24 protein-coding genes and 2 tRNA genes are annotated in these 26,313 nt (G+C 46.5%); 12 read left to right on the plus strand and 14 right to left on the minus strand.

The features are described 5' to 3' along the window. Window positions 1–12 precede the first annotated feature (12 nt). From E4T81_RS10315 to tsaD, 7 genes are all read right to left on the minus strand, one after another. The gene (locus tag E4T81_RS10315) at window positions 13–1,386 is read right to left on the minus strand and encodes a DUF3987 domain-containing protein (RefSeq protein WP_245207057.1); all 1,374 of its coding nucleotides are present in this window, start codon (window positions 1,384–1,386) and stop codon (window positions 13–15) included. Then, the gene (locus E4T81_RS10320) at window positions 1,367–1,684 is read right to left on the minus strand and encodes a helix-turn-helix domain-containing protein (RefSeq protein ID WP_160631494.1); all 318 of its coding nucleotides are present in this window, start codon (window positions 1,682–1,684) and stop codon (window positions 1,367–1,369) included. Before E4T81_RS10320 ends, E4T81_RS10315 begins: the two co-directional genes overlap by 20 nt. Window positions 1,685–2,059: 375 nt before the next feature. Continuing rightward, the gene (locus E4T81_RS10325) at window positions 2,060–3,049 is read right to left on the minus strand and encodes a DUF6043 family protein (RefSeq protein WP_135044215.1); all 990 of its coding nucleotides are present in this window, start codon (window positions 3,047–3,049) and stop codon (window positions 2,060–2,062) included. A 212-nt stretch (window positions 3,050–3,261) separates the two neighbouring features. After that, a tRNA-Lys gene (locus E4T81_RS10330) sits at window positions 3,262–3,334 on the minus strand. 11 nt (window positions 3,335–3,345) lie between these two features. Continuing rightward, window positions 3,346–3,416 (minus strand) — tRNA-Cys (locus E4T81_RS10335). Window positions 3,417–3,536: 120 nt separating this feature from the next. Beyond that, window positions 3,537–4,784, minus strand: a complete 1,248-nt coding sequence (locus E4T81_RS10340; protein ID WP_135044217.1) for a CinA family nicotinamide mononucleotide deamidase-related protein — start codon at window positions 4,782–4,784, stop codon at window positions 3,537–3,539. Window positions 4,785–4,803: 19 nt separating this feature from the next. Beyond that, window positions 4,804–5,820, minus strand: a complete 1,017-nt coding sequence (tsaD, locus tag E4T81_RS10345; RefSeq protein ID WP_135044219.1) for a tRNA (adenosine(37)-N6)-threonylcarbamoyltransferase complex transferase subunit TsaD — start codon at window positions 5,818–5,820, stop codon at window positions 4,804–4,806. A gap of 168 nt (window positions 5,821–5,988) precedes the next feature. Between tsaD and E4T81_RS10350 the strand changes: the two genes are divergently transcribed. Together E4T81_RS10350 and E4T81_RS10355 are read left to right on the plus strand one after the other, a co-directional pair. After that, window positions 5,989–10,578, plus strand: coding sequence for a translocation/assembly module TamB (locus E4T81_RS10350; RefSeq protein ID WP_135044221.1), 4,590 nt, complete (start codon window positions 5,989–5,991; stop codon window positions 10,576–10,578). Then, window positions 10,553–11,956, plus strand: coding sequence for a sodium:alanine symporter family protein (locus E4T81_RS10355; RefSeq protein WP_135044223.1), 1,404 nt, complete (start codon window positions 10,553–10,555; stop codon window positions 11,954–11,956). Before E4T81_RS10350 ends, E4T81_RS10355 begins: the two co-directional genes overlap by 26 nt. A gap of 1 nt (window position 11,957) precedes the next feature. On the opposite strand, the gene E4T81_RS10360 is transcribed toward E4T81_RS10355, so the two are convergent. Beyond that, window positions 11,958–13,853, minus strand: coding sequence for an NAD(+) synthase (locus E4T81_RS10360; RefSeq protein ID WP_256371514.1), 1,896 nt, complete (start codon window positions 13,851–13,853; stop codon window positions 11,958–11,960). Between the two features lie 512 nt (window positions 13,854–14,365). Here E4T81_RS10360 and E4T81_RS10365 point away from each other — a divergent pair. The 10 genes from E4T81_RS10365 to E4T81_RS10405 all read left to right on the plus strand — a co-directional run bounded on the left by E4T81_RS10365 (window position 14,366) and on the right by E4T81_RS10405 (window position 21,099). After that, on the plus strand, window positions 14,366–14,854 hold the full coding sequence (locus tag E4T81_RS10365; protein ID WP_135044227.1) for a YbaK/EbsC family protein: 489 nt from the start codon (window positions 14,366–14,368) through the stop codon (window positions 14,852–14,854). An 18-nt stretch (window positions 14,855–14,872) separates the two neighbouring features. Then, window positions 14,873–16,576 carry a 2-succinyl-5-enolpyruvyl-6-hydroxy-3-cyclohexene-1-carboxylic-acid synthase gene (menD, locus tag E4T81_RS10370; protein WP_135044229.1) on the plus strand — a complete coding sequence of 568 codons (1,704 nt, stop codon included), beginning with the start codon at window positions 14,873–14,875 and terminating at the stop codon, window positions 16,574–16,576. A gap of 177 nt (window positions 16,577–16,753) precedes the next feature. Further along, window positions 16,754–17,017: a 50S ribosomal protein L28 gene (gene rpmB, locus E4T81_RS10375; RefSeq protein ID WP_135044231.1), complete on the plus strand. Its 264-nt coding sequence runs from the start codon at window positions 16,754–16,756 to the stop codon at window positions 17,015–17,017. A 6-nt stretch (window positions 17,018–17,023) separates the two neighbouring features. After that, a complete protein-coding gene (rpmG, locus tag E4T81_RS10380) occupies window positions 17,024–17,212 on the plus strand; it encodes a 50S ribosomal protein L33 (protein ID WP_121699203.1) in 189 nt (62 codons plus the stop codon). 13 nt (window positions 17,213–17,225) lie between these two features. Beyond that, complete coding sequence (locus E4T81_RS10385) at window positions 17,226–17,375, plus strand: DUF4295 domain-containing protein (protein ID WP_135044233.1); 150 nt, start codon at window positions 17,226–17,228, stop codon at window positions 17,373–17,375. Window positions 17,376–17,692: 317 nt separating this feature from the next. Then, a complete protein-coding gene (locus E4T81_RS15770; protein ID WP_209308184.1) occupies window positions 17,693–17,845 on the plus strand; it encodes a hypothetical protein in 153 nt (50 codons plus the stop codon). After that, window positions 17,829–18,614, plus strand: a complete 786-nt coding sequence (locus tag E4T81_RS10390) for a threonine/serine exporter ThrE family protein (protein ID WP_245207061.1) — start codon at window positions 17,829–17,831, stop codon at window positions 18,612–18,614. The genes E4T81_RS15770 and E4T81_RS10390 overlap by 17 nt, the downstream gene beginning before the upstream one ends. 4 nt (window positions 18,615–18,618) lie before the next feature. Further along, window positions 18,619–19,104 carry a threonine/serine exporter family protein gene (locus E4T81_RS10395; RefSeq protein WP_135044237.1) on the plus strand — a complete coding sequence of 162 codons (486 nt, stop codon included), beginning with the start codon at window positions 18,619–18,621 and terminating at the stop codon, window positions 19,102–19,104. A gap of 51 nt (window positions 19,105–19,155) precedes the next feature. Further along, window positions 19,156–20,193 (plus strand): immunoglobulin-like domain-containing protein, encoded by a 1,038-nt coding sequence (locus tag E4T81_RS10400; RefSeq protein WP_135044239.1) that lies wholly within the window; start codon window positions 19,156–19,158, stop codon window positions 20,191–20,193. A 3-nt stretch (window positions 20,194–20,196) separates the two neighbouring features. Continuing rightward, window positions 20,197–21,099 carry a LysR substrate-binding domain-containing protein gene (locus tag E4T81_RS10405; RefSeq protein WP_135044241.1) on the plus strand — a complete coding sequence of 301 codons (903 nt, stop codon included), beginning with the start codon at window positions 20,197–20,199 and terminating at the stop codon, window positions 21,097–21,099. On the opposite strand, the gene kdsA is transcribed toward E4T81_RS10405, so the two are convergent. The 6 genes from kdsA to E4T81_RS10435 all read right to left on the minus strand — a co-directional run bounded on the left by kdsA (window position 21,096) and on the right by E4T81_RS10435 (window position 26,306). Next, a complete protein-coding gene (gene kdsA / locus E4T81_RS10410) occupies window positions 21,096–21,905 on the minus strand; it encodes a 3-deoxy-8-phosphooctulonate synthase (protein ID WP_135044243.1) in 810 nt (269 codons plus the stop codon). The genes E4T81_RS10405 and kdsA overlap by 4 nt on opposite strands. 77 nt (window positions 21,906–21,982) lie before the next feature. Further along, on the minus strand, window positions 21,983–22,705 hold the full coding sequence (locus E4T81_RS10415; protein ID WP_135044245.1) for a 16S rRNA (uracil(1498)-N(3))-methyltransferase: 723 nt from the start codon (window positions 22,703–22,705) through the stop codon (window positions 21,983–21,985). Next, window positions 22,702–24,045: an MFS transporter gene (locus E4T81_RS10420; RefSeq protein ID WP_135044247.1), complete on the minus strand. Its 1,344-nt coding sequence runs from the start codon at window positions 24,043–24,045 to the stop codon at window positions 22,702–22,704. The genes E4T81_RS10415 and E4T81_RS10420 overlap by 4 nt, the downstream gene beginning before the upstream one ends. 34 nt (window positions 24,046–24,079) lie before the next feature. Then, a complete protein-coding gene (locus E4T81_RS10425) occupies window positions 24,080–24,697 on the minus strand; it encodes a bifunctional nuclease family protein (protein WP_135044249.1) in 618 nt (205 codons plus the stop codon). 5 nt (window positions 24,698–24,702) lie between these two features. Next, window positions 24,703–25,782: a tRNA 2-thiouridine(34) synthase MnmA gene (gene mnmA, locus E4T81_RS10430; RefSeq protein ID WP_135044251.1), complete on the minus strand. Its 1,080-nt coding sequence runs from the start codon at window positions 25,780–25,782 to the stop codon at window positions 24,703–24,705. A 17-nt stretch (window positions 25,783–25,799) separates the two neighbouring features. Beyond that, window positions 25,800–26,306, minus strand: a complete 507-nt coding sequence (locus E4T81_RS10435) for a DoxX family protein (RefSeq protein ID WP_135044253.1) — start codon at window positions 26,304–26,306, stop codon at window positions 25,800–25,802. Window positions 26,307–26,313: the final 7 nt, after the last annotated feature.

Below are 26,313 nucleotides of genomic sequence, written 5' to 3' on the forward strand. Positions count from 1 at the left end.
GCAGGTTTACAGTCATATCTTGCCATAAATTCCATGACGTATTTTCTGAAAGTGAATCCCGGTGAAACGCCTGATAAAATCCTTGAAAGTGCGCTCCGGCATAGAATTGTCGGCGGCGATTTCCACACCCTGCTCAGTTGTGAACTCATCGGGTAGAGCCGACATCACGGCTCTTTGCAGCTCCGACAGCGACAGCTCGCGGATAATGCCCTGTACTCTTGTGGCGGTTGTCTTGAAATAATCCACAAGTGATATGGCATTTTCAACCGATACAAGATCTATTTCCGATTTGTCAGCTTCACCACAGGCCCAGCGCGCCATTTGCATTATTAGACAAAAGCGTATGGCATGGAAATCAAACTTGTTATAGACACCTTTCAGAGCGTCACTTTCCTCCCGGTTACATTCCTCAGTGTTCTGACGTTGCCATTCGTAAAGTCGCGATTTTGCCTCAGGTGAGAAAGACAGAATACCGGCGACGATATTGCCGTCATCATCGGTTTCGTAGGGCATCGCCACAAGTCTGCCGATGATGTCAGCCCATGCCGCTTCGATGTCGAACGACGGTTCTCGGTCGCTCCACGGCTGCTTGTCCTGATTGCCGGGCATAACGAACAGCAGACGGTCAATGAAACCATTTGAGGTGCGACTTCCCTGAGCCAGCTCATTCAATATGCCGTTCTGTATAGTGCCTACAACCGAGATAAAAGGACGGCTGATATAAACCGAGTTTTTCACGCCCTTGCGGTCGGAGAACGACGGATTGGCATTGAACAGTTTGAGCCAATATTCCTCGTCGGAGCCTTTGTTGTAGCGGTTGAAGTTCTTGAACCATCCTGCAAGCTCGTCATTCCACATAAGTATGCCACGCAGATTCTGCGAGTGAATAAGCAGCATGGCTTCCGGAGTGGCGTCAGAAATAAGAAAACGTTTGCATACCGGGGCCACAGGGTGCGGGTCTGTACGCTCCTTCATCGGCAGTTCGCGCTGACGCTCAAATTCCTCGCACTCCTTGACGTATGCGCGTGTTGCCTTACCGTCCAGCTCCGTGAACGGACGTATGGCGAAATTCAGCGGATGCGACTTACAGGCACCGGGTCTGCCGACAAGAGCCATGAAAAGAATCGCGCTCTCATCCCATTTCCCTTTGAGCCGGGCGAAATGGGTATTGCCGATACCCAGCCCGACAGCCACAAGCATAGCTCCTGCCAGATAATCCACCGGGTAACCATAGCACTCGTTCGCCTCCCGCACGATACGCTGAATCTTCATAGGCATGGCACCCAAAGGGAAATCGCCGCCTTTAATCTTCACGCTCATGTCAACAGCCTTGCCGAGCACGAGCATCGGGTCGATACCTTTTCTGTCAGATACGCTCTTTTCCATACTCATTAAGGACTTTGTTAACAGCCGACGTGCGGTAATACACTTTCGCGCCCACAAGCACGGCTTCAAGATATTTGCTCCTACGCCAGTTTCTAAGGGTGTTGGCGCATACACCAAGCATCCGCATCACTTCCAAACGGGGAATAAGCGGATCTGTGTCCGCCGCCTTCAACGTAGGCAGCAGTTCCTCCTTGGTCTTTGCTACTATATAGTCGGCAAATTCCTTGAGGTCGCACAGAGGGATGGCCAGTGTAAGCCCAGCCACTCCTTCCTGCAAAAGTTCGGATAAACCTGTCATGTTGATTTTATTCGCGTCGTCTGGGTTAAGACATTGACCGCACCGACAACAGTTAAATGCAGTCAAAGGCTGTTCAGCCTGACGCATCGGCAATCGTATTGAGGCGTTGGGGGCGACCGGTCTATTTTTCCCCGTTGAGCCTCGTTACCACTATGCGTTTTCAGCGTTACAGCGGTGCAAAGAAAGCACAAATCTCGTGTCCTTGCAAATGTATAACGCTGATAGATAGTGGGTTAAATTCGTTTTGGTTCGTAACGAAATAAAACGAAGAAATTTGTCTGAAATAGGGGTAAACCAAACTGCCAAAAACGACAAAAGCCACCCGACAAAATTGTCAGATGGCTTCTGCATTATGGTTTTGGTCGAGCGCTTATGTCAGTCGGCAAACATATAATCGGCTACACTCAGCTTCTCCCGGATGTCATTATATTCGGAAATATACTCCGGCCGCTCGAACATTCGGATTTTGTTGCCCTTGTACTCGGTAAGCTCCATATAGCTCTTGTGACCCTCCTGTATGCTGCGCGGGGTTGGGATTGGTATTCCGGGATTATCCTTGTATCTTTCGGAGAGAGCGGAATGAAACTCGACGATATTGGTTCTCGCCAACGCCTGCCCCTCGTTAAGCACGATAAATAGCATGGCGAAATCCTTGCCGCTATTGCGTATCTTCACATGGTTGTCGATGCAGTCAAAGAGATAATTGTCGCCATTGGGCAAAAGCTCGGTTAACGGGCGACGACGGGCGGCTCTGCCCGGAGCACCTTTCTTTCCTGCGGGTTTTACAAATTCCCGTATTTCTTCCGAAGCTGTCTTCAACTTGGCGATGGTCTTGGCTGTAACGTTAGGTTCGCTGCCCATCTCGCGCTGTTCCTCGACAAAGTTAGCCCAGTCCTCTTCTGTTCGGCCTTTCAATGCTATGCTGCTCTTGATTATCCACTTGATATGGTGTTTCGCTCCCAAGCGTATAAGAAAATTAGTCTTGGGATTTCTGATAAGGTCTTCTCCGTACTCCACCATACACTCGAAGCTGCGCCCGTAGAACATCCATGCCAACATCGGCAGGAAAATGTTGCCGGGTATATGGGGAGTATTCAGCCCAGCCAGCAGATGGTTCTCCATGCCTCCCTCGACAAGCATCTTTTCCAGATGGCCCACATCATTCGAGCTGTCATCTTTAAGATGCAGCAGCACGGCTGTCTCAAATTGCGGCATGAAAGCCTTGGCATGGTTGAATACCGCGATGAATCCGGGGCCTTCGCGGTCATGCATCCAGTCGGTGAAGTTGCAGTATTCCTCGTGGTGTGTGGCTTTCCATTCGCGGAGAAGCCCTTTTGCGTGTTCAATTTTTTCCTCGTTGTTCATAAATGGGGGATAGTTGTTGCAGCACGAAAAATTCGCACCGAAATACAAAACAAGCACCCCGGCCATAATGTTTGAGAAAATTTAACACTCAACATCGAAAAATTTTTGTCCACATCAGCGCAGCTCTTCATTTGGTGGACAATTTGTGGACAATCTTCAAAAATAAGAAAACCCAAACATCTGATATATAGATGTTTGGGTTTAATTTCAAGTGATCCGCCTGGGGCTCGAACCCAGGACCCCAACATTAAAAGTGTTGTGCTCTACCAGCTGAGCTAGCGAATCATCCTATTTTGAGGTTCCTAGCAGATTCGAACTGCTGTAAACGGTTTTGCAGACCGGTGCCTAACCACTCGGCCAAGGAACCTTGTTTTGGTTAGCGAGTGCAAAGTTAGTAGCAATATTTTTATTTTGCAAATATTTAGTAAAGTTTTTGCATTGAAAAATTGTATTATGCTGTGGGTTAGGGTGTTGGGTTGTGCGGTTTTTATGAATTACTGCGAATATATTCAATCGCTTTTATTATCGCTGTCATTGATGCGCGTTCAATTACGCGTTCTCTTGAGCCTGCAAAGTGGTAGGTTTGGCTATATGTACCGGCAGGAGTTTTGATTCCGATGCATACTGTCCCTACGGGCTTGCCGGGAGTCGCTCCTCCCGGACCTGCGATTCCGGAAGTCGCTATCGCACAATCTGTGCCTATGGCCTTGCAGGCGCCTTCGACCATTTCCGAGACTACTTCTTCGCTTACAGCTCCGCATTTTTCAATTGTGGCGCGAGACACTCCGAGCAGGTGTTCTTTGACTTGATTGCTATAAGCGACGACACTGCCGTTGAATGAATCGGAGCATCCGGCAACTGACGTGATCAGATGAGCTATGTTGCCTCCGGTGCAGCTCTCTGCCGTGGCGATGGTAAGATTGCGGGAGCGGAGTTCTTCGATAAGTAGCGCTTCAATTGGGGTGTCGCTTTTGCACAGCACATGGTCGCCAAGCATGTCGCATAGTTCAGCATGTCGCTTGTCAATTTCTTCTTTAAGGAAGTTTTTGTCGTGGTGCATGCCATCAATGCGTAGTCTCACCAATCCCGGCTTTGGTAAATAGGCAAGATGCAGATAGGGAGGGAGTGAGTCTTCCCAGTCTGATATGGTCATGGCGAGAAGTGACTCGGTGTAGCCGGTGACGAGTACGCAGCGGTGTTCAATGTTTATTTCGCTTTTGTAGCTGTCGAGTAATGCCGGCAGGACTGCCGAATCGAGCATCTCGCGAGTCTCAAAGGGCACACCCGGCATTGACACAAGCACTTTCCCGTCTTTCTCAAACCACATTATCGGCGCTGTGCCGACTGTGTTTTGTATGACTTTGCATGAAGTCGGGACAACTGCCTGTAGAGATGTGAGCGCATTAAGCGTAAGTCCTCTGCCGGCAAATACACGTTTGATGTTTTCAAGTACCGACGGGTCTTCGCGCATTTCTCCGCCGAAGTAGCCGCATAATGTCGTTTTGGTTATATCGTCTTTTGTGGGTCCAAGTCCACCTGTGGTAATCACTACGTCGCTTGATTCAAACGCGCGATCTATTGCGCGCGTTATCTGGTAGGCATCGTCATCGACTACCTGCACATCGTTGACTCTCCATCCATGAGGAGCGAATCGGCGTGCTATATCACCCGAATTAGTGTCTATTACCTGACCGATAAGGAGCTCTGTCCCGATTGCTATAATTGAGATATTCATAATCTATAGTTTGAAACCATCATACCTGCACTCTTGCGTAAGGCGCAGCATCATATTCACAGAATTGGTTGTCAAGATACTTGAAATATCCTGCGATTGCGACCATTGCCGCATTGTCAGTGGTAAATGCGCGTTCAGGAATGAATGCTGTAAGTCCCTTCTGCTTGCAATAATCAGCCACGGCATTTCTGACACCGGAATTGGCCGATACGCCGCCGCCGATTGCAACTGTGCGCACACCTGTCTGTTCCACCGCCTTTTTCAGCTTTGTGAGCAGGATGTCTATTATTGTGGCTTGTAGAGAAGCTGCAAGGTCAGCTTTGTTTTTCTCTATAAAATCGGGGTCAGAGGCTATATTGTCGCGCAAAGTGTATAAAAATGAGGTCTTGAGCCCACTGAAACTGTAATCCAGCCCTGATATACGTGGCTTTGAAAATTTAAATCTGTGAGGGTCTCCTTCCGATGCCAGGCGGTCAATGTGGGGGCCGCCGGGGTAGGGAAGTCCCATCACTTTAGCACACTTGTCGAAGGCTTCTCCTGCCGCATCGTCAATTGTCTGTCCAAGCACTTCCATGTCAGAAGGGCTTTTCACAAGGATTATCTGAGAGTTGCCGCCCGATACAAGCAGGCATATGTAAGGGAATTCCGGGACGACATCATTTGCCTCCTTTCGTATAAAGTGTGACAATATGTGGCCATGCAGGTGATTGACATCTATGATGGGGATGTCAAGTCCGAGCGAAAGCCCCTTGGCAAAAGATGTCCCCACGAGGAGAGAGCCTAACAGCCCCGGGCCTCTTGTGAATGCTATAGCCGACAAGTCGGATTTATTGACTCCCGCACGTTTAAGCGCGGCATCTACAACCGGCACGATGTTTTGCTGATGGGCGCGGGATGCGAGTTCCGGAACGACGCCGCCATATTCTTCATGTACTTTCTGCCCGGCTATTACATTGCTGGCAAGAATGCCGTCACGGATTACAGCGGCAGAAGTGTCGTCGCAGGATGATTCGATTCCAAGTATTATTACACTCATAGATTACTTAGGGGTAAGATTATACGACATGATTAAGAGTAAAACTATTGAATAAAAAACTTGTTTTTACGTTCATTAATTTTAACCTCTTGATTATATTAATTATTATGCAAAATTACATATTTCCGTAGATTTATGGTAAATTTGCAAATAATTTCAGAGCCATAAATGACCAGAGTCTACAATATACTACGTGCATTAACAGTATCCATTCTTGCAATAGCCGTTTTTATACCGGTTGTCTTGTATGTGGTATTGTCGATAGGTGCTGTACAGCGAGAGGTGGGTAAAGTGGCTGAACATGAATTGGCTAAGTTGCTGGGTGCCGATGTAGCAATAGGCGAATTGACAGTCAGCCCGTTCAACAAGGTGCTTCTAAAAGATGTGTCTGTAACAGTCTCTCCTGAAGACACTGTATTGCGTGTTGACAGGCTTGGTGCAGGCGTCGTGTTAAGCAAGCTGATTTTTGAGCGTAGGGTAGTGTTCTCGTATGCTGAAATCATAGGCCTTGACGCGCGTCTCTATCGTGATTCGGCAGGCGCCCCATTAAATATTCAGCCGATTATCGACCGTCTATCTCCTAAGGATAAAAACAAGCCTCCTACGACTTATGATCTCCGAATCAATAATATTGTCATCCGCCAGAGCGCGCTTAGATATGACGTAGGAAATCAACCGGAACTCAGCGGGCGGTTTGACCCAAATCACATTTCGTTGTCAGGCTTGCGTGCCGACCTATTGTTGCCACGGATTAAAAATGATGATTATGTAGTCAAGCTTCACCGGCTTGCCTTGCGAGAGAAAGCCGGCTTGTCGCTTGATGCGTTAGGCGGTGTATTCATGGTTTCCGATTCGATGCTTGCCATTCGGGATTTCAGTCTTGAACTGCCTCAGTCACGTCTGCTTTTGGGTGATGTCGAGTTAAAATATGATGGTTGGGATGACCTGTCGTCAAATCTGATGACGTTACCTATAGACTTGAGAGTCCTCGACGGCACAGTGATCACGCCGTCTGATTTCAAGTCAATGGAGCCGCTTTTGGCTAAATTTGACCAGCACATAGACACCCGCATTGATATAGCAGGCAGCATAAATAATTTCAATATAGTCAAGTGTATGCTGCGCTCATCCGACGGACTTTTCAATCTGGAAGTGAAAGGTCATGTAAAGGGCTTGCCGTCAATCAAGGAGGCCGATGCCGAAATTGAATCACTGACGCTCGATGTCGAAGGGAAGCAGGCAAGTGGTTTTATCACGGCTTTCACGTCAGTCCCGCCTCATGTTGTCAAGATGCTTGAGAATCTCGGCAAAGTAAGAATGGCGGGGGAAGCTGCAGGTAATATGGGTACTGCATTTTATAATGGCACGATACTTACATCGGCAGGCAATATTGACATGAACGCCACGTATTCAAGCACCGGCGACCATTCGCCACGTCACCTTGATGGAGAGGTCGTTGTGGAAAATCTTCAGCTTGGACATATTACAGGCGACAACAGGCTCGGGGTTCTTACCGCCCACATAAACGCCGACACAGAGATTGTCGGGAAGTCGCTGAGTGGAGCAATAAATGCCGTAATCGACGAATTTGACTATAAAAATTACAACTATAACAATATCAAGGCAGAAGTTGATGTCGACGGTAAAAGGCTTTCAGGGAAGGTGGCTGTTGACGATGACAATGTAAGGCTCCTGATTGAAGGTAATGCCGACCTTGCTTCTCAGGATAAGGTTTTTGACATAAATGCCACGCTGCGCGATTTCAGCCCATATGCGCTCAACCTTACTGACAAATATGAGGAATATCGCATGTCGGCTGATATATCGGTTGACATGAGGGGCGGTCATCCGGAGAATATGGATGGCAGGGCGGAAATAAATCGTTTCAAGTTTGTTAACAAAGACGATAAAGGGATAGAGCTGCCTCATTTTGTAATTATGTCATCGGGAAGTACAACCCCACAATACATTCTTGTGCATTCCGATATTTTTGATGCGCAGCTTAAAGGCTCCTATAAGTTTAAAGACATTGTGCCGGCGGCGAAAGAGATGTTTGCTGAAGTAATGCCTGTGATGTTTCCTTCTGACCGATTGTCAAAAAAAGAGCCAGACATAAAGTATTTGGCTGATTTTGACTTTAATCTTGATATAAAGGGCAACGAAGTGACTAATGCCTGGCTTGACTTTTTTAAGTCACCGGCAAAGATACTGCATGATGTCAGCCTTAATGCCGCGATGAATACTGTCGACCGTACTGTGCAGCTTGATATTGACGCGCCTTATCTGTTGCAGAATGATAAGTTTATCGATAACACAAAATTGCAGATTGCTGTTGATGGCGCTGAACATAAAGCCGACCTGTTTGTCACCACTCTATATCCGACAAAAAAAGGTAATGCTACTCTTAATATTTATGGCCATGGAATGGCAGATCGTGTTGACACGCGCATTATGTGGGATATTGATCGAGAAAAGGAATTCAGCGGGACTATTGATCTCTCTTCCTTGCTGTCACGAGCTGCAACCGACGGTGGATACAATGTTGATGTCGACATAAAAGAAAGCCGCATAGTGCTTAACGACACCGCCTGGACTGTCCATCCGGCAAGCGTCATATGGGCTGACAAGCATTTGCTTGTCAACGATATAGACATAAGCCGTCCCGGGCAATTTATACGAATTACGGGTGTGGCGTCGTCCAGTGCGCTTGATGTGTTGTGTCTTGACTTGAATGAGGTAAGTCTTGACTATGTATTTGAGACACTTGATATTAACAATGTAATGTTTGGAGGTGTCGCTACCGGCACATTTTTTGCATCCGACCTGTTTAGCAAAGCGCCACGTCTTTCGACTCCGGGACTTGATGTTAAGAATTTGAGCTACAATCATTCCTTGCTTGGCGATGCCTCGATAAAAAGCGAGTGGGATAATGACACTAAGGCCGTAACAATAGATGCTGTCATAACACAGCCAAACGGAGCCACTTCCTATGTAGACGGAGCGATATATCCTGTCGCACAATCACTTGATTTCCGGTTTAAGGCTGATAAACTTGATGTCGGATTTATGAAGCCTTATATGGAAGCGTTCACATCGGAGATTAGCGGATATGCCTCAGGTGACGCGAGATTGTTTGGCACATTCAAGCTTATCGATATGACCGGTGACATCTATGCGCAGGATTTAAAGATGAAGCTTGATTTCACCAATACTTATTATACGACTTCCGATTCGATACATCTTACGCCGGGTCGTATTGCTTTTGATGACGTGATTCTGCGAGATATGTATGGCAACAAGGCTAAACTTGACGGGTGGGTGACCCACAAATGCTTTAAGGAGCCTGAATTTGAGTTCAATGTCACTGATGCCCGCAATTTCTTGTGTTTCGATATAAATGAAAAACTGAGTCCCGACTGGTATGGCCACATATTCTGCAACGGAGTGGCTCATGTAAAGGGAATCCCCGGCTTCATAGATATTAATGTCGACATGGCGACCGCACCGCAATCGGTATTTACTTTTGTGCTGTCTGACTCAGAGGCTGCCGATGAGTATACGTTCATGACATTCCATGATCGCGAAGAGATGAAAGGCGACCTTCTGCTATCGGTCGAGAATCCTCAGAAAGCGGCAATAAACAGGCTGAAGGAATACTACGCGCGTCTCAAGCAAGAGGAAAGCACCCCGACTCTTTATCGCATTAACCTGCAGGTAAATGCCACGCCTGATGGCGAGCTTGTCTTGGTTATGGATCCTGTAGGCGGTGACCGCATCAAGGCGCGCGGCAACGGCAATCTTCGTATAGAATATAATTCTGCCGATGAAGACATGAGGATGTTTGGAACATATACGCTCACCCACGGCAGTTACAATTTTACACTTCAGGACATAATCCTCAAGGATTTTACGATAAAGCCGGGCAGCTCAATCTCGTTTCATGGCGACCCTCTTGCTGCTATGCTTAATATAGAGGCGGTCTACGCGGTAAATGCCAATCTAAGTGACCTTGATGAGTCATTCCTGCAAGACCGCGAGCTAAACCGCACAAATGTGCCGGTTCATGCGTTATTGAAAGTGACAGGCGACATGCAGCAGCCTGACATAAGTTTTGATTTGGAATTTCCGACCTTGACACAAGACACATATCGAAAAGTAAAGAGTATCGTCAGCACTGATGAGATGATGAACAGGCAGATAATATATCTGCTTGCTCTCAATCGTTTCTACACACCCGATTACATGGCTTCGACGACAAAAGGCAATGAACTTGTGTCAGTGGCGTCGTCAACCATATCGTCTCAGTTAAGCTCGATGCTCGGGCAGTTAAGCGAAAACTGGAGCATCGCCCCCAATATAAGAAGTGACAAAGGCGACTTCAGTGACATGGAAGTGGATCTCGCCCTGTCGAGCTATCTCCTGAACAACCGATTGCTGTTTAACGGTAATTTCGGATATAGGGACAATGCGTTAAACAATAATTCATTTATCGGGGATTTCGATCTTGAATACTTATTAAACAAGTCGGGCAACATCCGGCTTAAAGCATACAACCGTTACAACGACCAGAACTATTATGTAAAGTCAGCTCTTACAACCCAAGGAGTAGGGGTAATGTTCAGGCGTGATTTTGATGATATATTTTCATTCTTGAAGCGTTTGCGCAAGAAAAAAGATAAAAATCCTGTCGACACCACCGCGCCTGCTGACTCAATAAAAGCAGACATTGACAATGACATTTCTAAACACAATCAATGACATTCTTTGGACCTATGTCCTTATTGTCGTATTACTTTTTGCCGCCATTTGGTTTACAATCCGCACTAAAGGTGTACAGTTCCGTATGTTCTGTGAGATGATCAGGCTTCTTTGTTCATCAGGAAAGCGTGAACACACCGGTTCTGAACATTCCGACGCCCGTCACAGCATCAGTTCATTTCAGGCGTTTGCCGTTTCAATCGCCAGTCGTGTCGGCACAGGAAACCTCGCCGGAGTAGCTACTGCTATTGCCATAGGAGGAGCCGGGTCGGTGTTCTGGATGTGGGTAATAGCGTTGTTGGGAGCATCGACGGCTTTTATCGAGTCAACGTTGGCTCAGTTGTATAAGGAGCGCGGCGCCGATTCGTTTCGTGGCGGTCCGGCATACTATATACAGAAAGGTCTTGGCAAACGTTGGTTTGCTGTATTGTTTGCCGTGCTGATAACACTTACCTTCGGTCTGGCGTTTAATTCTGTACAATCCAATACCATAGCGGCTGCAGCAAAGATGTCATTCGGTTTCTCCCCGGTATGGGTCGGCATCATATTGACAATCATGACCGTAGTTATCATCTGGGGTGGCATTCAGCGCATATCAAAATTCAGTGAGGTTGTGGTGCCGGTGATGGCAGTATTATATATTTTGCTTGCACTGACGGTCATAATTATAAGTATTGACCGTATTCCGTCAATAATCGCGATGATATTTCACGATGCTTTTCATGGTAGTGCGATGCTTGGCGGAGGTGTCGGTTCTGCTCTTATGATGGGAATAAAGCGAGGACTATTCAGTAATGAGGCAGGAGAGGGATCTGCTCCTAATGTCGCAGCCACCGCGTCGGTTAGTCATCCTGTCAAGCAAGGACTTATACAGGCATTCGCCGTATTTACCGATACAATACTGATATGCACTTGTACTGCATTTATAATACTGTGTAGCGGTATCTTTGACAGTGGGGTGTCGGGAATTCAGCTTACACAGCTTGCGCTTGAAGGAGAGGTGGGTAAGGCAGGGTCGACATTTGTTGCCATAGCAGTGTTTTTCTTCGCCTTTACAAGCATAGTGTCCAATTATTACTATGGTGAGACAAATCTCCGTTTCATATACGATTCACGACCGTTGATTATAATATATCGCCTTGTCGTGGGAGCAATGGTAATGGTCGGGGCTGTGACTTCGCTGGAGTTTGTATGGGGGCTTGCCGATGTGTTCATGGGACTCATGACTCTATGCAATCTCACTGCTTTGGCGTTTCTTGGCAAATATGCCATTATACTGCTCGATGATTACACGTCTCAACGCACCAAAGGCTACAATCCGGTGTATCATAGCACCACAATACCCCGGATTGCCGACAAGACAGAATGTTGGGATTGAATCAAAGTTTCTCACACTCGTCAAGCCATAGGCGCGACGACGCGTCAGATGGCATTCTCCAGTCGCCTCTTGGCGAAAGACACACGCTTCCCACTTTTGGTCCATCGGGCAGGCATGACCTCTTGAACTGCTGGTTGAAGAAACGGCGGAAGAATGTAGTGATCCAGTGTTTGATTGTCTCCCGGTCATACACTCCGTCAAATGCCTTGCAAGCCATTTTAAATATGCGCCGTGGTGAAAATCCATAGCGAAGTGTATAATACAGGAAGAAATCATGCAGTTCGTAGGGACCTACCAGGTCTTCAGTCTTCTGCTTTATGTTGCCTTGTTCGTCAGCCGGAATCAACTCAGGGCTGATGGGGGTGTCAACTATATCAAGAAGTGTATCACGCTCGCTTTCGGTCGCGGAATTCAAGGCAAACCACCTTACAAGGTATTTTACAAGCGTTTTGGGGATTCCGGCATTGACGCCATACATTGACATGTGGTCGCCGTTATAGGTCGCCCATCCGAGGGCAAGCTCGGAAAGATCGCCGGTGCCAAGCACCATTGCGCCTGTCTGGTTAGCAATATCCATAAGGATTTGCGTGCGTTCGCGTGCTTGTGAGTTCTCATATGTCACGTCATGGTTGTTTTTGTCGTGACCTATATCATTGAAATGCTGGATTACCGCATCAGCTATAGGTATTTCCCTCACGGTTATCCCGAGTGCCCGCATAAGTGAGATCGCATTGGTGTAAGTGCGGTCGGTCGTGCCAAATCCCGGCATTGTCACTCCGATGATGCCCTTGCGGTCGATGCCTATACGGTCAAATGTCTTTGCTGCAACAAGCAATGCAAGGGTCGAGTCAAGCCCTCCGGAAATGCCTATTACAAGATGCTTTGTCTTTGTCGCTTCAAGTCGTCGAGCAAGTCCGGCCACCTGGATATTGATAATTTCTTCACACCGTTCATCAATTATCTTGTCGTCGGAGGGGACAAAGGGGTGGGGGTGTATTGTACGGTAGAGTTCGTCATCAGGAGAGGGTGTGACATCAGCATAGATATATTTATATTTGTCAGTGTTATTGGCTCTGCCGCAATCGTTAAATGACATAAGGTGCATACGGTCACGATTGATTGCCGCTATGTCAATGTCGGCGATGACAAAGTTAGGTTCATGTTGCCATCGCTTGTTTATGGCAAGGATAGACCCGTTTTCTGCAATTACCGCTTTGCCGTCAAACACAAGGTCGGTTGACGATTCGCCATATCCCGCTGACGCATATACGTAAGCGCCGACACATGATGCCGACTGACGCTTGATTAAGTCTATAAGATAGTTGTATTTCCCGATTATGTCGTTGGACGCGGAAAGGTTGACAAGTATCTGCGCACCGGCAAGTGCCGCTGACGTAGACGGAGGCATCGGAGTCCAAAGGTCTTCACATATCTCTATGCCGATTTTTACACCGTTTATGTCGAGAATGGTGTCATTGCGCAGGCCGGTGTCATTTCCGGGCGTAAACCATCGTTTTTCGTAAAACTCATTGTAATCGGGGAGATAGGTCTTGGGAGTGACTGCAAGTATCTCGCCACCGCCTATCGCTATGGCGCAGTTGTAGAGCGCTCCGCCATGACGCACGGGAGAGCCGACAATAAATACGAGATTAATCGTAGCGGAAAACTCGCGCAACCGGTCAATAGCGGCATCAGCCGCCTCAAGCAGGCGTTCCTGATGAAATAAGTCTCCACAGGTATAGCCGGTTATTGAAAGCTCCGGAAACACGGCAAGCATCACCCCTTTGCTGTCAAGAAGTCTGCAGGTTTCTATTATGCTCTCTACGTTATGCTCCACGTCGGCGACATTTACGCTCGGCACTGCGGCTGCCACCCTGAAATATCCTGTATTCATTATCACAATCGTTTTTTGCTGTTGTAGTCTGCAAAGGTAACAAATTAAACCGTAACGTAGTTGACCGCGGTCTAAATAATGTGTTTTGCAGACATTTTGCAGACATCGCGATATAATTTGACAGCTTTTTCTATGAAAGTTACGACAGCTCAGCGGGACTACGACAAAGTTAATAAAAAATCCCGCTTATACAAGAGCTTATCGGTCCGGTGACTACTATGCTTGACAAGCGTAAAAACTCCAACCGGAAAGAGCGGACTCGACTGATTGAAAGACTTATTAGGCTGTTCGGCACAGAGTATCTCAACAGCAGATGTATCCGATACTACTTTCGTGTCAGGCAGGATTTTTGGTCGTGTAATCCAAAATCCTCCGAAGATATCATGGCGTGGCATCTGTTTCATGGTCTCAAACTCGGATAGGAGATAAAGTAGATAACCGTGACGGGGATTCTATGAAAATAAGTACCTTTGCAATTAATATGGTTCGTTTCATACATTTGTCATGGATAAGAGATGAATAAACAGGAAATATATGATTGGCTTGAATCGCGAGGCGTAGAATTTGAATCGGTAGAGCACGCCCCGGTATTGGATATGTCGGGATTAAGCTTCCGGGATATGCCGCATGCCGGTTGTGTCGCTAAGAATTTGTTCCTTCATGATGATAGGCGTAGCGCCTATTATATGATTTCAATAAAGGGAAACAAGCGGTTTGACATTAAGGATTTCAGGCGCAGGTTTGGTACTCGCCGGCTCTCTTTTGCCGATGATTGCGAACTGGATGCGATATTATGCGTTAAGCCCGGCTCGGTGAGTCCTTTGTGTCTTCTTGACGACACAAAATGTGTGGTGCGGCTTTTTATTGACCGCGATTTTATGGATAACGGAGCTTATATAGGAGTCCATCCTTGCGATAATACAGCGACTTTATGGCTCAAAGTCAATGACTTGATTGATGTTGTAGCCGAACATGGCAACTATGTGGCGCTGACTGACATTTAATATGTAAATTTTATGAATATGGATTATACTGATAAAATATCATGTAATATACTTGCGGCAATGCTGATGGAGCATGGCGTAAAGGAAGCTGTCATATCTCCGGGTTCCAGAAACGCACCTATGATCGTGGCTCTTGCAAGGAGTGGGGCAATCAGGACGACGGTTGTCATTGACGAGCGTAGTGCGGCATTTATCGCCCTTGGCAAATCAGCCATATCTGACTCGCCGGTGGCGCTGCTGTGTACTTCAGGTACTGCCGTGTTAAATTACGCTCCTGCCGTCGCAGAGGCATATTATCGCCAGATTCCGCTCATTGTAATTTCAGCCGACCGCCCGATGGAGTGGATAGACCAGGACGACAGTCAGACGCTGCGTCAATATGAAGCGCTTGCCCACTATGTCAAGCGCAGCTATAATATACCGGCTGATTGCAGGGAAGACAATATGCAATGGTATGTAAACAGGGTGGTCAATGATGCTCTTCTGTGTGCCGTGTCGGGACGGAAGGCTCCTGTTCATATCAATATTCAGCTTGACGAGCCTCTTGACCGTATGGCTTGTCGGCCGGAAGGGAAATGGATGTCTCGCACGATTACACAACTTTCGTCAGCATCACGGATCTCTGAAGATGACAAAGAGATGCTTGCCCATAAGCTCGCTTCTGCATCAGGGGTGCTTGTCATTGCCGGATTCCATGACCCGGACAGCGGTTTGTCCAAGTCGCTCGCTTCTCTTGTCGGGCGTGGCAATGTGGCAGTCATGACCGAGCGTATCTCTAATCTGACTGCTCCTGAGGGAATGTTTGTTGACACGATTGACTCCACATTAAGCAGCATGAGCGATGAAGAGAAGGTGGCTATGCGCCCTGATATTGTGATAACGCTTGGAGGCGCGATTGTGTCACGCTTTATAAAGCAATATCTACGCGGAGCTTCGGTCGGTGAGCATTGGCATATTGGCAATACAGAGGCGACAATCGATTGTCTTCGCTCTTTGACGATGAATATAAATATGCCGGCTGATTGCTTTTTCAAGGAAATTGTGGAGACGATAAATGATAAGCCGGTGACAGATAGTGATTATGCTTCAAGATGGAGACATTTTGCCCGGCGGGGGATTGAGTTGCACGACAGATATGTTTCGATGCAGCCGTGGTGTGACCTTACGGCAATGCAGCGTGTGTTTGCTTCGATTCCTGAAGGATGGAACGTGCAGCTGTCCAACGGCACAGCAGTGCGTTATGCACAGTTATTCCGTCCGCCTCATGACAATCGGTTTGACTGCAACCGCGGAGTCAGCGGAATTGATGGGTCTTTGTCAACAGCGATAGGGGCAGCATCGGTCTATGACGGCGTGACACTGCTTGTCACGGGCGACATGAGCGCACAATATGATATAGGAGCTCTTGCCACACAAGGCATAACCCCACAATTCAAGATGATTGTACTCTGTAATGGCGGCGGAGGCATATTCCGGTTTGTAAAAAGCACTTCGCGCTTGCCGGAGCTGGAAGAATATTTTGTCGTGAACCGCGATTTCCCGTTGAAAAAGCTTGCTGACGCTTATGGGTTCCGCTATTTTGAGGCAAATGACAACGAAAACTTTGACAACAGTTTTGCCGACTTTGCGGCAGAGGACAAATTGCCTTGCATTTTTGCCCTCATGACCCCCGGGGAGCTTAGCGGTGATGTCCTTAGTCAATATTTTAAGGTAAAACCGTGAAAAATGGCTTGAAAATTTGTGTAAATGAGGAAAAATTAGTTACTTTGCACACTGTTTTTAGGCTCATCCTGTAAAGTCATTGAGAATGATGCACTTAATGATGATATGAGAACTGAGATGGCGGCCTAAGAACGGTAGTGTTAATCAATAACGAACTCAAACGATTAAAAAACAGCCATGTCAAAGATTTGTCAAATCACAGGCAAGAAAGCAATGGTGGGCAACAATGTGTCGCACTCAAAGCGCCGCACCAAGCGTAAATTCAATGTTAACCTCTTTGAAAAGAAGTTTTATTGGGTAGAACAGGATGCATGGATTCGTCTTACCATCTCTGCAGCCGGTCTTCGTACCATCAACAAACTCGGTCTCAACGCAGCACTGCACCATGCAGCCGAAAAGGGTTATTTAACTGGTAAAGATATTAAATTTTTAGATATATAACGCACTATGGCAAAGAAAGCTAAAGGTAATAGAGTCCAAGTGATCCTTGAATGCACCGAGCACAAGGCGAGCGGTATGCCCGGCACTTCTCGTTATATTACTACAAAGAATAGAAAGAATACTACCGACCGCTTGGAGTTGAAGAAGTACAATCCTATCCTCAAGCGAGTTACTGTACATAAAGAAATCAAATAATACTCCTTAAGATATGGCAAAGAAAACCGTAGCATCACTTCAAAAAGGTGAAGGACGTACTTACAGCAAGGTTATCAAGATGGAGAAGTCTCCCAAGACCGGTGCTTACGTATTTAAAGAAGAAATGGTTCCTAACGAACAGGTTAAGAACGCTCTTAAATAAGCATAATCCAAATTTCTTATATATGCAGGTCGTCAAAACTTGACGACCTGCTTTTTTTGTTTTTTCTGTCGGAAATTGAGGTGATGTTGTGTAATGGCTATTGTAAGTATCGCCAATGCTTATAGTCAATATCGACTCAATGAATGGGGAGGCGAATATAATGCCGTGTTTTTTATTTGCGGCACTGCCACGAGTAAAATATTACATGAAAATTCCGATAGCAGCTATCGGAATTTTCCTTGACATTTATCGTCCGGAAGGCTGGTTCATATTGTTACTTTGCAGAAAAATTAAAAGTTACAATTATGGAAATAGAAATGTTTTTCTGGATTCTTATCGTAGGCATCTCCATAATAGGAGTGCTTGGATACTTTATTTACACGGTTGATAAACCTCATAGCAAGAATTTTCATTATATAGATATTGATCACGATGATATCTATTGCGATGATGATGACTGCGAAGAATAAATCACATGTATGCGCGGCTGACGCAAGCCGTTTTTTAGCAAATTACTCTGCCTATCTATGGGGATACGGGGCAACTTGCATAAGGATAACAAAGAATGTCAACCGCATGGCGGAGAGTCTTGGGTATCGTGCCGACATAACGATTCTGCCGAAGCATGTAGCCGTAGCCCTTACTGACGAGACCTCAGGTGAATACGCCCATTACACATGCTCAATCAAGAGCTTGCCGATCAGTTATCTCGCCAATACCGGCATGAGTAAACTCAGCTGGGACGTGGCGGAAGGGAAAGTTGATATAGCCTGCGCGGAAAAGGTGATGGGCAGGATTTTCAGGACTCCACTGATGAGTGTGTGGCATGTCATGTGTCTTGTTGTGCTGGCAAATGCCGCTTTCTGCCGTCTGTTTGGTGGTGACCCGATAGCGATGGCGATAGTCGGGTTTGCAACGTTGCTCGGCTATTCAATAAAAAACATCTGTCTGAAACATGGTGTCGATGTCAGGGCTATGGTACTTCTGTCGTCATTTGTCTCCGCAATTGTAGGAAGTGCGGGATATGTATTCGGCATAACGTCCACCCCTGAAATTGCTTTAGGAACAAGTGTGTTGTATCTCATTCCGGGCATACCGTATATAAATTCTGTAAGCGACATGATTGACGGACATTATCTGTGTTTTTTCAGCCGGACAATGCAGGCGGTAGTGCTTACATGCTGTATAGCCTCAGGTCTTACACTTGCTTTCATGATAATGAACATAAAGATTTTCTGAGTCAATGGAAATATTTGTAAAAATAATTGAGGATGCAGTGTTTGCCGCAATTGCCGCCATCGGATTTTCAGCAATAAGCAATCCTCCAAAAGTCGCGTTCAAGTATTGTGCTCTTATTGCCGCTGTCGGACATGCCTTGCGCTATTGTCTTACTACGTTATGGGGCATGCACCTTGTATGGGGAAGCTTCATCAGCGCATTTGTCATAGGGTGTCTTGCAATTTATTTTGCCCCGAAGGTAAAGTGTCCGCCTGAGACATTTGCCTATCCGTCGCTGCTTCCGATGATTCCTGGTATATATGCCTATAAATCACTTCAGGCATTTCTGATGCTACTCGGAAGAGGAAGTGAAGAAGAATTTACTCATTACGCCTATCTGCTACAGTTTAATGGACTGACATGTGTTCTTGTAGTGTTTGCAATGGTGCTTGGGCAGATGATTCCGATATTCCTGTTCAAACGGAAATCATTTAGTGCCACGCGAGGTTAAGACAGCTAAAATACTTATATTTGCAATTCATCACAAAGAAAAAAAATCCTTATGCTGCCAAATCATGTGTCGATACTGTCAATTGCAGCCATGACATTATTTATGTCATGTGGCAATCGACATAAATGTAATGTTTCCGACTCGTCAGATGTCTGCACGGAGGTGAGGCAGCCACTTTCTGATTCTCTATCCATGCGTGGTGTGTGGGATTATTATCCTCAGTCGGCAAAAACCGTGTCATTGACTTTAAGCGCCGTGACGGAATCGGCATTTGACGATGGCTGTTACAAAATATCGGCAATTGACGACCCCGCGTCGCCGGATGATATGGATGTCACGCCATCATATTCAAAAATCATAGACACGGATGACAGATATGAACAAACTGTGATACTGAATTTAGGCAGTCATCTGCCGGCAGGACGATACCGAGTGGTTAGGCTGGGTACAAGTACAATATGTGACACCCTTTATGCAGATTTCGAGATAGTTGACAAAAAGGGAGTGAAACGTATAAAAGATATTATTTCCGACTATTTTATAAACAAAGATACCGAGCGGAATGATACAGTCTTGTCTAATGTCTATAGCTTTGGAATCATAAATGACACCATTGATGTGGATTTAAGTCATGATTCGCCCTGTCTGCGGGCGATGTTTTATCGAGATGTCGTGAGCTACTCAGCCCTAAAGTTTACCGGACCGACACACCCGGCGGTTTATACCGGACTGGTAGTCACCGATACACTCGGGGTCAGCATGTCGACTGTGTTGCCGGTATATCCCGATACGGTAAACGAGGTTGAGTTTGTAATCCACAACAATAGCGGAAAAGAACTTAATTACGGTACTCCCTATACTATAGCGCGTCTTGTCGATGGCAGATGGACGAAATTATATCAGAATAGTGTATGGGATATGCCGCTTTTCATGATTTCATCCGGAGGCAGTTCAGAGTTAATGACGGCGACGTTGCTGCGCCCTTTGAATGAAATAGTCCCGGGAGAATATTTGATATATAAAGATGTGAATTTTGCAGGCGAGCGAGAGTCAGGATGGACTATCAGCGCCCGCTTTTCAATAAGATAGATTATGGAATTAAGACAATTGAGATATTTCGTAAAGACAGCCGAGACACTGAACTTTTCAGAGGCGGCAAAATCGCTATATGTCACACAGAGCACTTTGTCTCAGCAGATAAGGCAGCTTGAAGCAGAACTTGGAATCGCCCTTTTTGAACGTAACAGCCATAGCGTTATGCTCACAGAGGCAGGTGAGCATCTACTTGCCCAGGCTATTGACGCGATAACGTCGGCCGACACCTGCGTGACTAAGATAAATGACCTGAAACAGATGCAGACGGGTACACTGAACATCGGTGTGACATATTCCTTCAGCCCTATATTGACAGAGCCGCTGATCACATTTATGAAGCATTATCCCAATGTGAAATTGAATATATATTATAAGACCGTTGATGAACTGATGGTGATGCTTGCAAGACATCAGGTAGATTTTGTACTTGCATTCAAGCCGATGGAAGTAGGGGAGGATATTGAGTTTCACACACTGTTTGACAGTCGCCTTTCTGTGATAATGCGCGAAGGACACCGCTTGAGCTGCCACGAGTCTCTGTCGCTTGAAGACATTAAGAACTGTGATTTTGCGTTGCCGATGAGAGGCATGCAGGCGCGTAACAAGTTATCGGCAATCATAGGTGATGATATTTCAAAACTCAATGTCAGGGCTGAGCTTAACGAGGTAAACATATTGCTCCAGCTTATTCAGTCGACTGATATTGTGACAATACTTACTGAAGCTACATTGCACGGGCACAGCGGGATAAAGAACATCCCGCTCAATGTCAGAGGAAGTGACATGGCGGGATGTGTGCATATGCTGAAAAACTCTTACCGCAAGCATTCTGCGAGCGTTTTTCTCCGGATGCTCAGCGAGTCAAATGCGGTGCGTCAACGAGTCAGCGAGTGGCTTTAAAAGCGATTGATTGCCGCGCGTATTTCTGACAGTCTGTCGAGCAGCTCCGGCAGCTGATGCAAAGGAAGCATGTTGGCTCCGTCGCTTTTTGCCTTTGAAGGCTCCGGATGAGTCTCGATAAACAGTCCGTCGACACCGACGGCAATTCCTGCGCGTGCGATGGTCTCAATCAGGTCGGGGCGTCCGCCGGTGACTCCGGCAGGCTGGTTGGGTTGTTGAAGCGAATGTGTGGCATCAAGGATTACCGGCACTCCAAGTTTTTGCATTGTGGGAATACCGCGGTAGTCCACAATAAGGTCGGTATAGCCAAATGTGGTGCCTCTTTCGGTGATTGCTACTTGATTGTTGCCGGCGTCAATAACTTTCTTTACGGCATGCTCCATTGCTTCCGGTGATAAGAACTGTCCTTTCTTTATATTAACCATTTTTCCGGTCTTGGCTGCGGCAACAAGCAGGTCGGTCTGTCGGCAAAGGAACGCTGGAATCTGTAGGATATCTACATAATCGGCGGCGAGTGAGGCTTCCGTTTCTGTGTGTATATCAGTCACGACAGGGATGTTATACGTCTCTTTTACCTTGCGCAGTATTTCAAGCGCCTTTATGTCGCCGATTCCGGTAAATGAGTCAATACGGGAGCGGTTGGCTTTTTTGTAAGAGCCTTTGAATACATAAGGAATGTCGAGCTTTGAAGTTATTTCATTTATGTTGCCGGCTATATCCATAGCCATTTGCTCTCCTTCGATGACACATGGCCCTGCGAGAAGAAAGAAATTGTTTTTGTCAGATGACTTTAAATATTGAATCATTGATGTCGTGATTTTAAGTTAAAGCAATTTATTGTTGTACTGCAGCTGCGCTCAAATGCGACAGCTTATCGGGCTGTCTATTTATGAACCATACTTAATTGGTTGATAATATGAAATGTGTCGCAGGCTACAAGTGCGGCGGTCTCTGTGCGAAGGCGGTTGTCGCCTAATGTCACCGGTATATAGCCGTCATCAAGAACCGCCTTAATCTCATTAAGATCAAAGTCGCCCTCAGGACCAATCAGGATTATCACACTTTTACTTGACACACTATATTCCCCTGCAAGCAGGCGGCGTGGAATAGCCGGGTCACAATAGGCTATAAACCGCTGGTCAGCAGTAAATTTTGATATGAAATCATTTAGAGGAGTCATGGCGACAATCTCCGGCAACCGCGCCTTTAGCGATTGCTTCATGGCAGAAACGGCAATACGTTGCAACCGCTCGATTTTAATCTCCTTGCGTTCGGAGTGCCGACACAAGACAGGAACTATACGGTTGACTCCTATTTCGGTAAGCTTTTCCGTAAGCCACTCCATGCGGTCCATATTTTTAGTGGGGGCTACAGCTACTGTTATGTCAGTCTGCCATGCCTGCTCCACTTGTATCTTGCTCTCGATAGCCACTGAAGCGTGACGGGGATCATCGCTCAGCAAGCGGCAGCTGTATCTGTAGCCCTTACCGTCAATTGCCTCTATCAGCGAGCCGGGGCGTGTACGAAGCACCTTTATGCAATGGCGGGCCTCGTCTTCAGGGAGCATCTGTTTGTCCTCTATGTCAGGCGCATAAAACTGTATCATGGCAATTGTTTATTCTTGATTGACACAAATCCGTCACCGCCGTCGCCGTCAATGTCGGCGGCTGTTTCGCGGTCGACATCAGGATGCTTGTCACGGTCATGAAATATCAGCATAAACAACACGGCAATAACTAACGCGTAAGCGGCAAATATAAGCCACGATGTGTGCCATCCGGAAATTATCGCATCATTCTCGGTCTGGGAATAAACGAAGTGGTCAATTACCTTTTGCGCACACAATGTACCGATAGTCGCACCCACACCGTTGGTCATAAGCATGAATAGTCCCTGGGCGCTGGACCTGAGCTGAGACGAGGTCTTGCTGTTTACATACAGGGAACCTGACACATTGAAAAAATCAAATGCAATACCGTAGACAATCATTGAGAGAATGAACAGCCACACTCCGTCACCCGGGTTGCCTATGCCGAAGAACCCAAAACGCAGCGCCCATGCAAACATAGACATAAGCATGACTACTTTAATGCCGAATCGCTTCAGGAAAAACGGTATGAGAAGTATACACAGTGTCTCGCTCATCTGCGACAAGGATATCAGTGCGTTTGCGTTGTGTACGCCCCAGTCATCGGCATACTCGGGGATTGAGCCGAATGCCTGTATAAACGGGTTGGCAAATCCGTTAGTAATCTGCAATGCCACACCAAGCAACATTGAGAAGATGAAGAATATTGCCATCTGCTTCTGCTTGAAGAGGGTGAATGCACGCAATCCGAATATGTCAATGAATCCGGTTGCCTTCTTATTGCGGTCAACAGGACATGCGGGCATGAGCAACGCGTAAAACACCATTACGAGGCTTAACACGCCGGATGTGATCAGCTGGGCATAAGTGTTCTGATAGCCGGTAAAATTGACAAAGAGCATAGAGATGATAAATCCTACTGTGCCAAGAGTTCGTATCGGTGGAAAGTGTTTTATAGTGTCAAGACCGGCTTTCTCAAGTGCGCTATATGCTACTGAGTTAGTCAACCCTATTGTCGGCATGAAAAATCCGACCGACAGTGCATATAGGGTGAACAGGATTCCGAATTGCGGTGTGTCACCCGCGCTCATTCCGTACAATCCGGCAGAAAGCATGAATCCTCCTGCAAGAAGATGACACAAAGAGAGGGTCTTCTGGGCAGGAATCCATCGGTCGGCGATTATGCCTATCAATGCCGGCATAAATAGCGACACAATACCCTGGATTGCATAAAAGATGCCGATATTGCCGGCAAGACCGACCTTTGACAGATAGCTGCCAAGAGATGTCAGGTATGCACCCCATACGGCAAACTCTATGAACGTAAGCAGTGCAAGTTTGATTTTAATTCCTTTCATTGTTTTTATGATATGAGTTCGGTTATTGCTGCAATCAGTGCGTTTCATTTCGCTTGCGCTTTAATATTTCGCTGACTTTTGCGGCTTCTTCATAGTTCTCTTGTTCAATCAGGCGTTCGAGAGTGCGTTCGAGCTCTTCGATTGCATAATTTTCAAGCTTTGGTTCTTGAGTTGTGTCATCTTCCGCTGCAATGATTCTTGTGGTTGAATCATCGTCGGCATCATCTTCCGGGCTTTCTTCAAGTATAAAACCGGTCTCGTCAAGGATTGCCTTGGTTGTGTAGATAGGCGCCTTGGTGCGTATTGCAATTGCTATGGCGTCGGATGTACGTGCATCAAGCACAATTGTACGGTCCTGATCGGCAAATGTTATCTCCGAAGAAAAAATCCCGTCTTCAAACTTGTAAATGAACACTTCCTTTAGCTTTACTCCAAATGCATGGGCAAAGCTCACAAACAGGTCATGGGTCATCGGCCGCGGTGGTATGATGCTTTCAAGGCGTATAGCTATTGACTGAGCCTCGGACGCTCCTATGATAATGGGTATCCGGTAAGGCCCGTCGACCTGTGCGAGGATAAGGGCATATGCCCCTGTCTGTATCTGGCTATAAGAAATGCCAAGTACACGTAGTCTTATTCGTTCATTTGTCATCTGGATTACAATATTACGTTTTGACCGGTGATAATGCCGCTGCCATAACACAGATGGGCTTTGTCATCGTATATTACAGCAAACTGTCCCGGCGCGATACCTTGTATACGTGATTCCGATTCAACAAGATATTCCGACTCGCCAAGACGCGTTAATGTGCCGGGGATAAACTCGGGCATGTGCCGATTCTTAAAAGTGATATTGACGCGATTACACTCCGCAGCCCAGGGCGAACCGGAGATAAAGTGCATCTCATCAAGATGCAGTGTATTGCCATATTGTTTCTCGGTGTTATATCCCTGACTGACATAGACCACATTGTCGTGTACATTCTTTTTTACGACATACCAGGGACCGCCACTTAGGCCAAGACCTTTTCGCTGTCCTATCGTATGAAACCAGAAACCGTTGTGTTCACCAAGTTTACGCCCGGTCTCAAGCTCTATTATGGCACCCTTTTTCACACCGAGATGACGCTTGATGAAGTCATTGTAATTAATCTTGCCGAGGAAACATATTCCCTGGCTGTCTTTTCTGAACGCATTAGGCATCTTTACATTTACGGCTATCTCCCTGACCTTTGCCTTGGGCATGCTTCCGATAGGAAACATGAGATGAGAGAGTTGCTCATAGCTTATGCGTGCAAGGAAGTCAGTCTGGTCTTTTACCGGATCAACTGCGGTTGCAAGATAGACTTTCCCGTCAATTATGTCGGTAGTCGCATAATGACCTGTCGCTGTCTTGTCAAATTCATGCCCCCAGCGTTGCTCGAAAAATCCGAATTTAATCATCTTGTTACACATTATATCCGGATTGGGGGTGAGTCCTTCTCTCACAGTCCGCAATGCGTATTCCATCACATTTTCCCAGTATTCCTCATGAAGTGACACGACGTCAAAGGGGCAACCGTATTTACGGGCTATAAACCGGCACATCTCAATATCTTCTTCAGCCGAGCAGTCGCCCTCTCCATTGTCAAGCCCGATGCGTATGTAAAAAAGGTGAAGGTCATGTCCTTCCTCCTTCAAACGGTGTACAACAACCGCACTGTCAACACCACCTGATATAAGTACAGCTATTTTCATTACAACATTATATGATTCTAAACTTCTTCAAGTTCCTCGGTTTCAGTCTCGTCTTTGCCTCGCTTAGAAATGATAAACAGTGATATGAAGTAGTCAAGCGATATTTTACCCGGTCCGGCAATCAGGATAAACAGGAATATACCGATAAACATCAGCGGAAGGTATCCGGGCTGGGTGCTTGAAATCGAGTATGCGAAAGTGTTGGGGAGCAGGTCATGCAGAATATGGTATTCCGCGATTATCATTGCGACAACCGGAGGCAGCACTGAAAGCCGTGTCAAAAAGCCTGCCATAATGAAGAGTGAACAGATAAGCTCTATGCAGATCATGATTATCAGTGACACTTCACTGCCAAGACCTAACACTTCAGGAAAAGTGTAACGCAGCGTGGAGAAATTAATCAAATGCCTTATCCCGAACTGCATAAACATCACCCCTACAAACAATCTAAGGAACAGACGCGCAAGATTGCTATATGTATAACCTGTGCTTCGCAGGAATAGGTTTTCAAAAAATTGTTTCATCGCTTTT

Origin of the sequence: Barnesiella sp. WM24 (assembly GCF_004570975.1) — a bacterium.
Taxonomy (GTDB): Bacteria; Bacteroidota; Bacteroidia; order Bacteroidales; family Muribaculaceae; genus Muribaculum.

What these genes read in the sequence shown, in the direction of transcription:
- E4T81_RS10315 (WP_245207057.1), bottom strand. Translation starts at nt 1,386, where the DNA reads ATGGAAAAGAGCGTATCTGACAGAAAAGGTATCGACCCGATGCTCGTG.
- E4T81_RS10320 (WP_160631494.1), bottom strand. Translation starts at nt 1,684, where the DNA reads ATGACAGGTTTATCCGAACTTTTGCAGGAAGGAGTGGCTGGGCTTACA.
- E4T81_RS10325 (WP_135044215.1), bottom strand. Translation starts at nt 3,049, where the DNA reads ATGAACAACGAGGAAAAAATTGAACACGCAAAAGGGCTTCTCCGCGAA.
- E4T81_RS10340 (WP_135044217.1), bottom strand. Translation starts at nt 4,784, where the DNA reads ATGAATATCTCAATTATAGCAATCGGGACAGAGCTCCTTATCGGTCAG.
- tsaD (WP_135044219.1), bottom strand. Translation starts at nt 5,820, where the DNA reads ATGAGTGTAATAATACTTGGAATCGAATCATCCTGCGACGACACTTCT.
- E4T81_RS10350 (WP_135044221.1), top strand. Translation starts at nt 5,989, where the DNA reads ATGACCAGAGTCTACAATATACTACGTGCATTAACAGTATCCATTCTT.
- E4T81_RS10355 (WP_135044223.1), top strand. Translation starts at nt 10,553, where the DNA reads ATGACATTTCTAAACACAATCAATGACATTCTTTGGACCTATGTCCTT.
- E4T81_RS10365 (WP_135044227.1), top strand. Translation starts at nt 14,366, where the DNA reads ATGAATAAACAGGAAATATATGATTGGCTTGAATCGCGAGGCGTAGAA.
- menD (WP_135044229.1), top strand. Translation starts at nt 14,873, where the DNA reads ATGGATTATACTGATAAAATATCATGTAATATACTTGCGGCAATGCTG.
- rpmB (WP_135044231.1), top strand. Translation starts at nt 16,754, where the DNA reads ATGTCAAAGATTTGTCAAATCACAGGCAAGAAAGCAATGGTGGGCAAC.
- rpmG (WP_121699203.1), top strand. Translation starts at nt 17,024, where the DNA reads ATGGCAAAGAAAGCTAAAGGTAATAGAGTCCAAGTGATCCTTGAATGC.
- E4T81_RS10385 (WP_135044233.1), top strand. Translation starts at nt 17,226, where the DNA reads ATGGCAAAGAAAACCGTAGCATCACTTCAAAAAGGTGAAGGACGTACT.
- E4T81_RS15770 (WP_209308184.1), top strand. Translation starts at nt 17,693, where the DNA reads ATGTTTTTCTGGATTCTTATCGTAGGCATCTCCATAATAGGAGTGCTT.
- E4T81_RS10390 (WP_245207061.1), top strand. Translation starts at nt 17,829, where the DNA reads ATGACTGCGAAGAATAAATCACATGTATGCGCGGCTGACGCAAGCCGT.
- E4T81_RS10395 (WP_135044237.1), top strand. Translation starts at nt 18,619, where the DNA reads ATGGAAATATTTGTAAAAATAATTGAGGATGCAGTGTTTGCCGCAATT.
- E4T81_RS10400 (WP_135044239.1), top strand. Translation starts at nt 19,156, where the DNA reads ATGCTGCCAAATCATGTGTCGATACTGTCAATTGCAGCCATGACATTA.
- E4T81_RS10405 (WP_135044241.1), top strand. Translation starts at nt 20,197, where the DNA reads ATGGAATTAAGACAATTGAGATATTTCGTAAAGACAGCCGAGACACTG.
- kdsA (WP_135044243.1), bottom strand. Translation starts at nt 21,905, where the DNA reads ATGATTCAATATTTAAAGTCATCTGACAAAAACAATTTCTTTCTTCTC.
- E4T81_RS10415 (WP_135044245.1), bottom strand. Translation starts at nt 22,705, where the DNA reads ATGATACAGTTTTATGCGCCTGACATAGAGGACAAACAGATGCTCCCT.
- E4T81_RS10420 (WP_135044247.1), bottom strand. Translation starts at nt 24,045, where the DNA reads ATGAAAGGAATTAAAATCAAACTTGCACTGCTTACGTTCATAGAGTTT.
- E4T81_RS10425 (WP_135044249.1), bottom strand. Translation starts at nt 24,697, where the DNA reads ATGACAAATGAACGAATAAGACTACGTGTACTTGGCATTTCTTATAGC.
- mnmA (WP_135044251.1), bottom strand. Translation starts at nt 25,782, where the DNA reads ATGAAAATAGCTGTACTTATATCAGGTGGTGTTGACAGTGCGGTTGTT.
- E4T81_RS10435 (WP_135044253.1), bottom strand. Translation starts at nt 26,306, where the DNA reads ATGAAACAATTTTTTGAAAACCTATTCCTGCGAAGCACAGGTTATACA.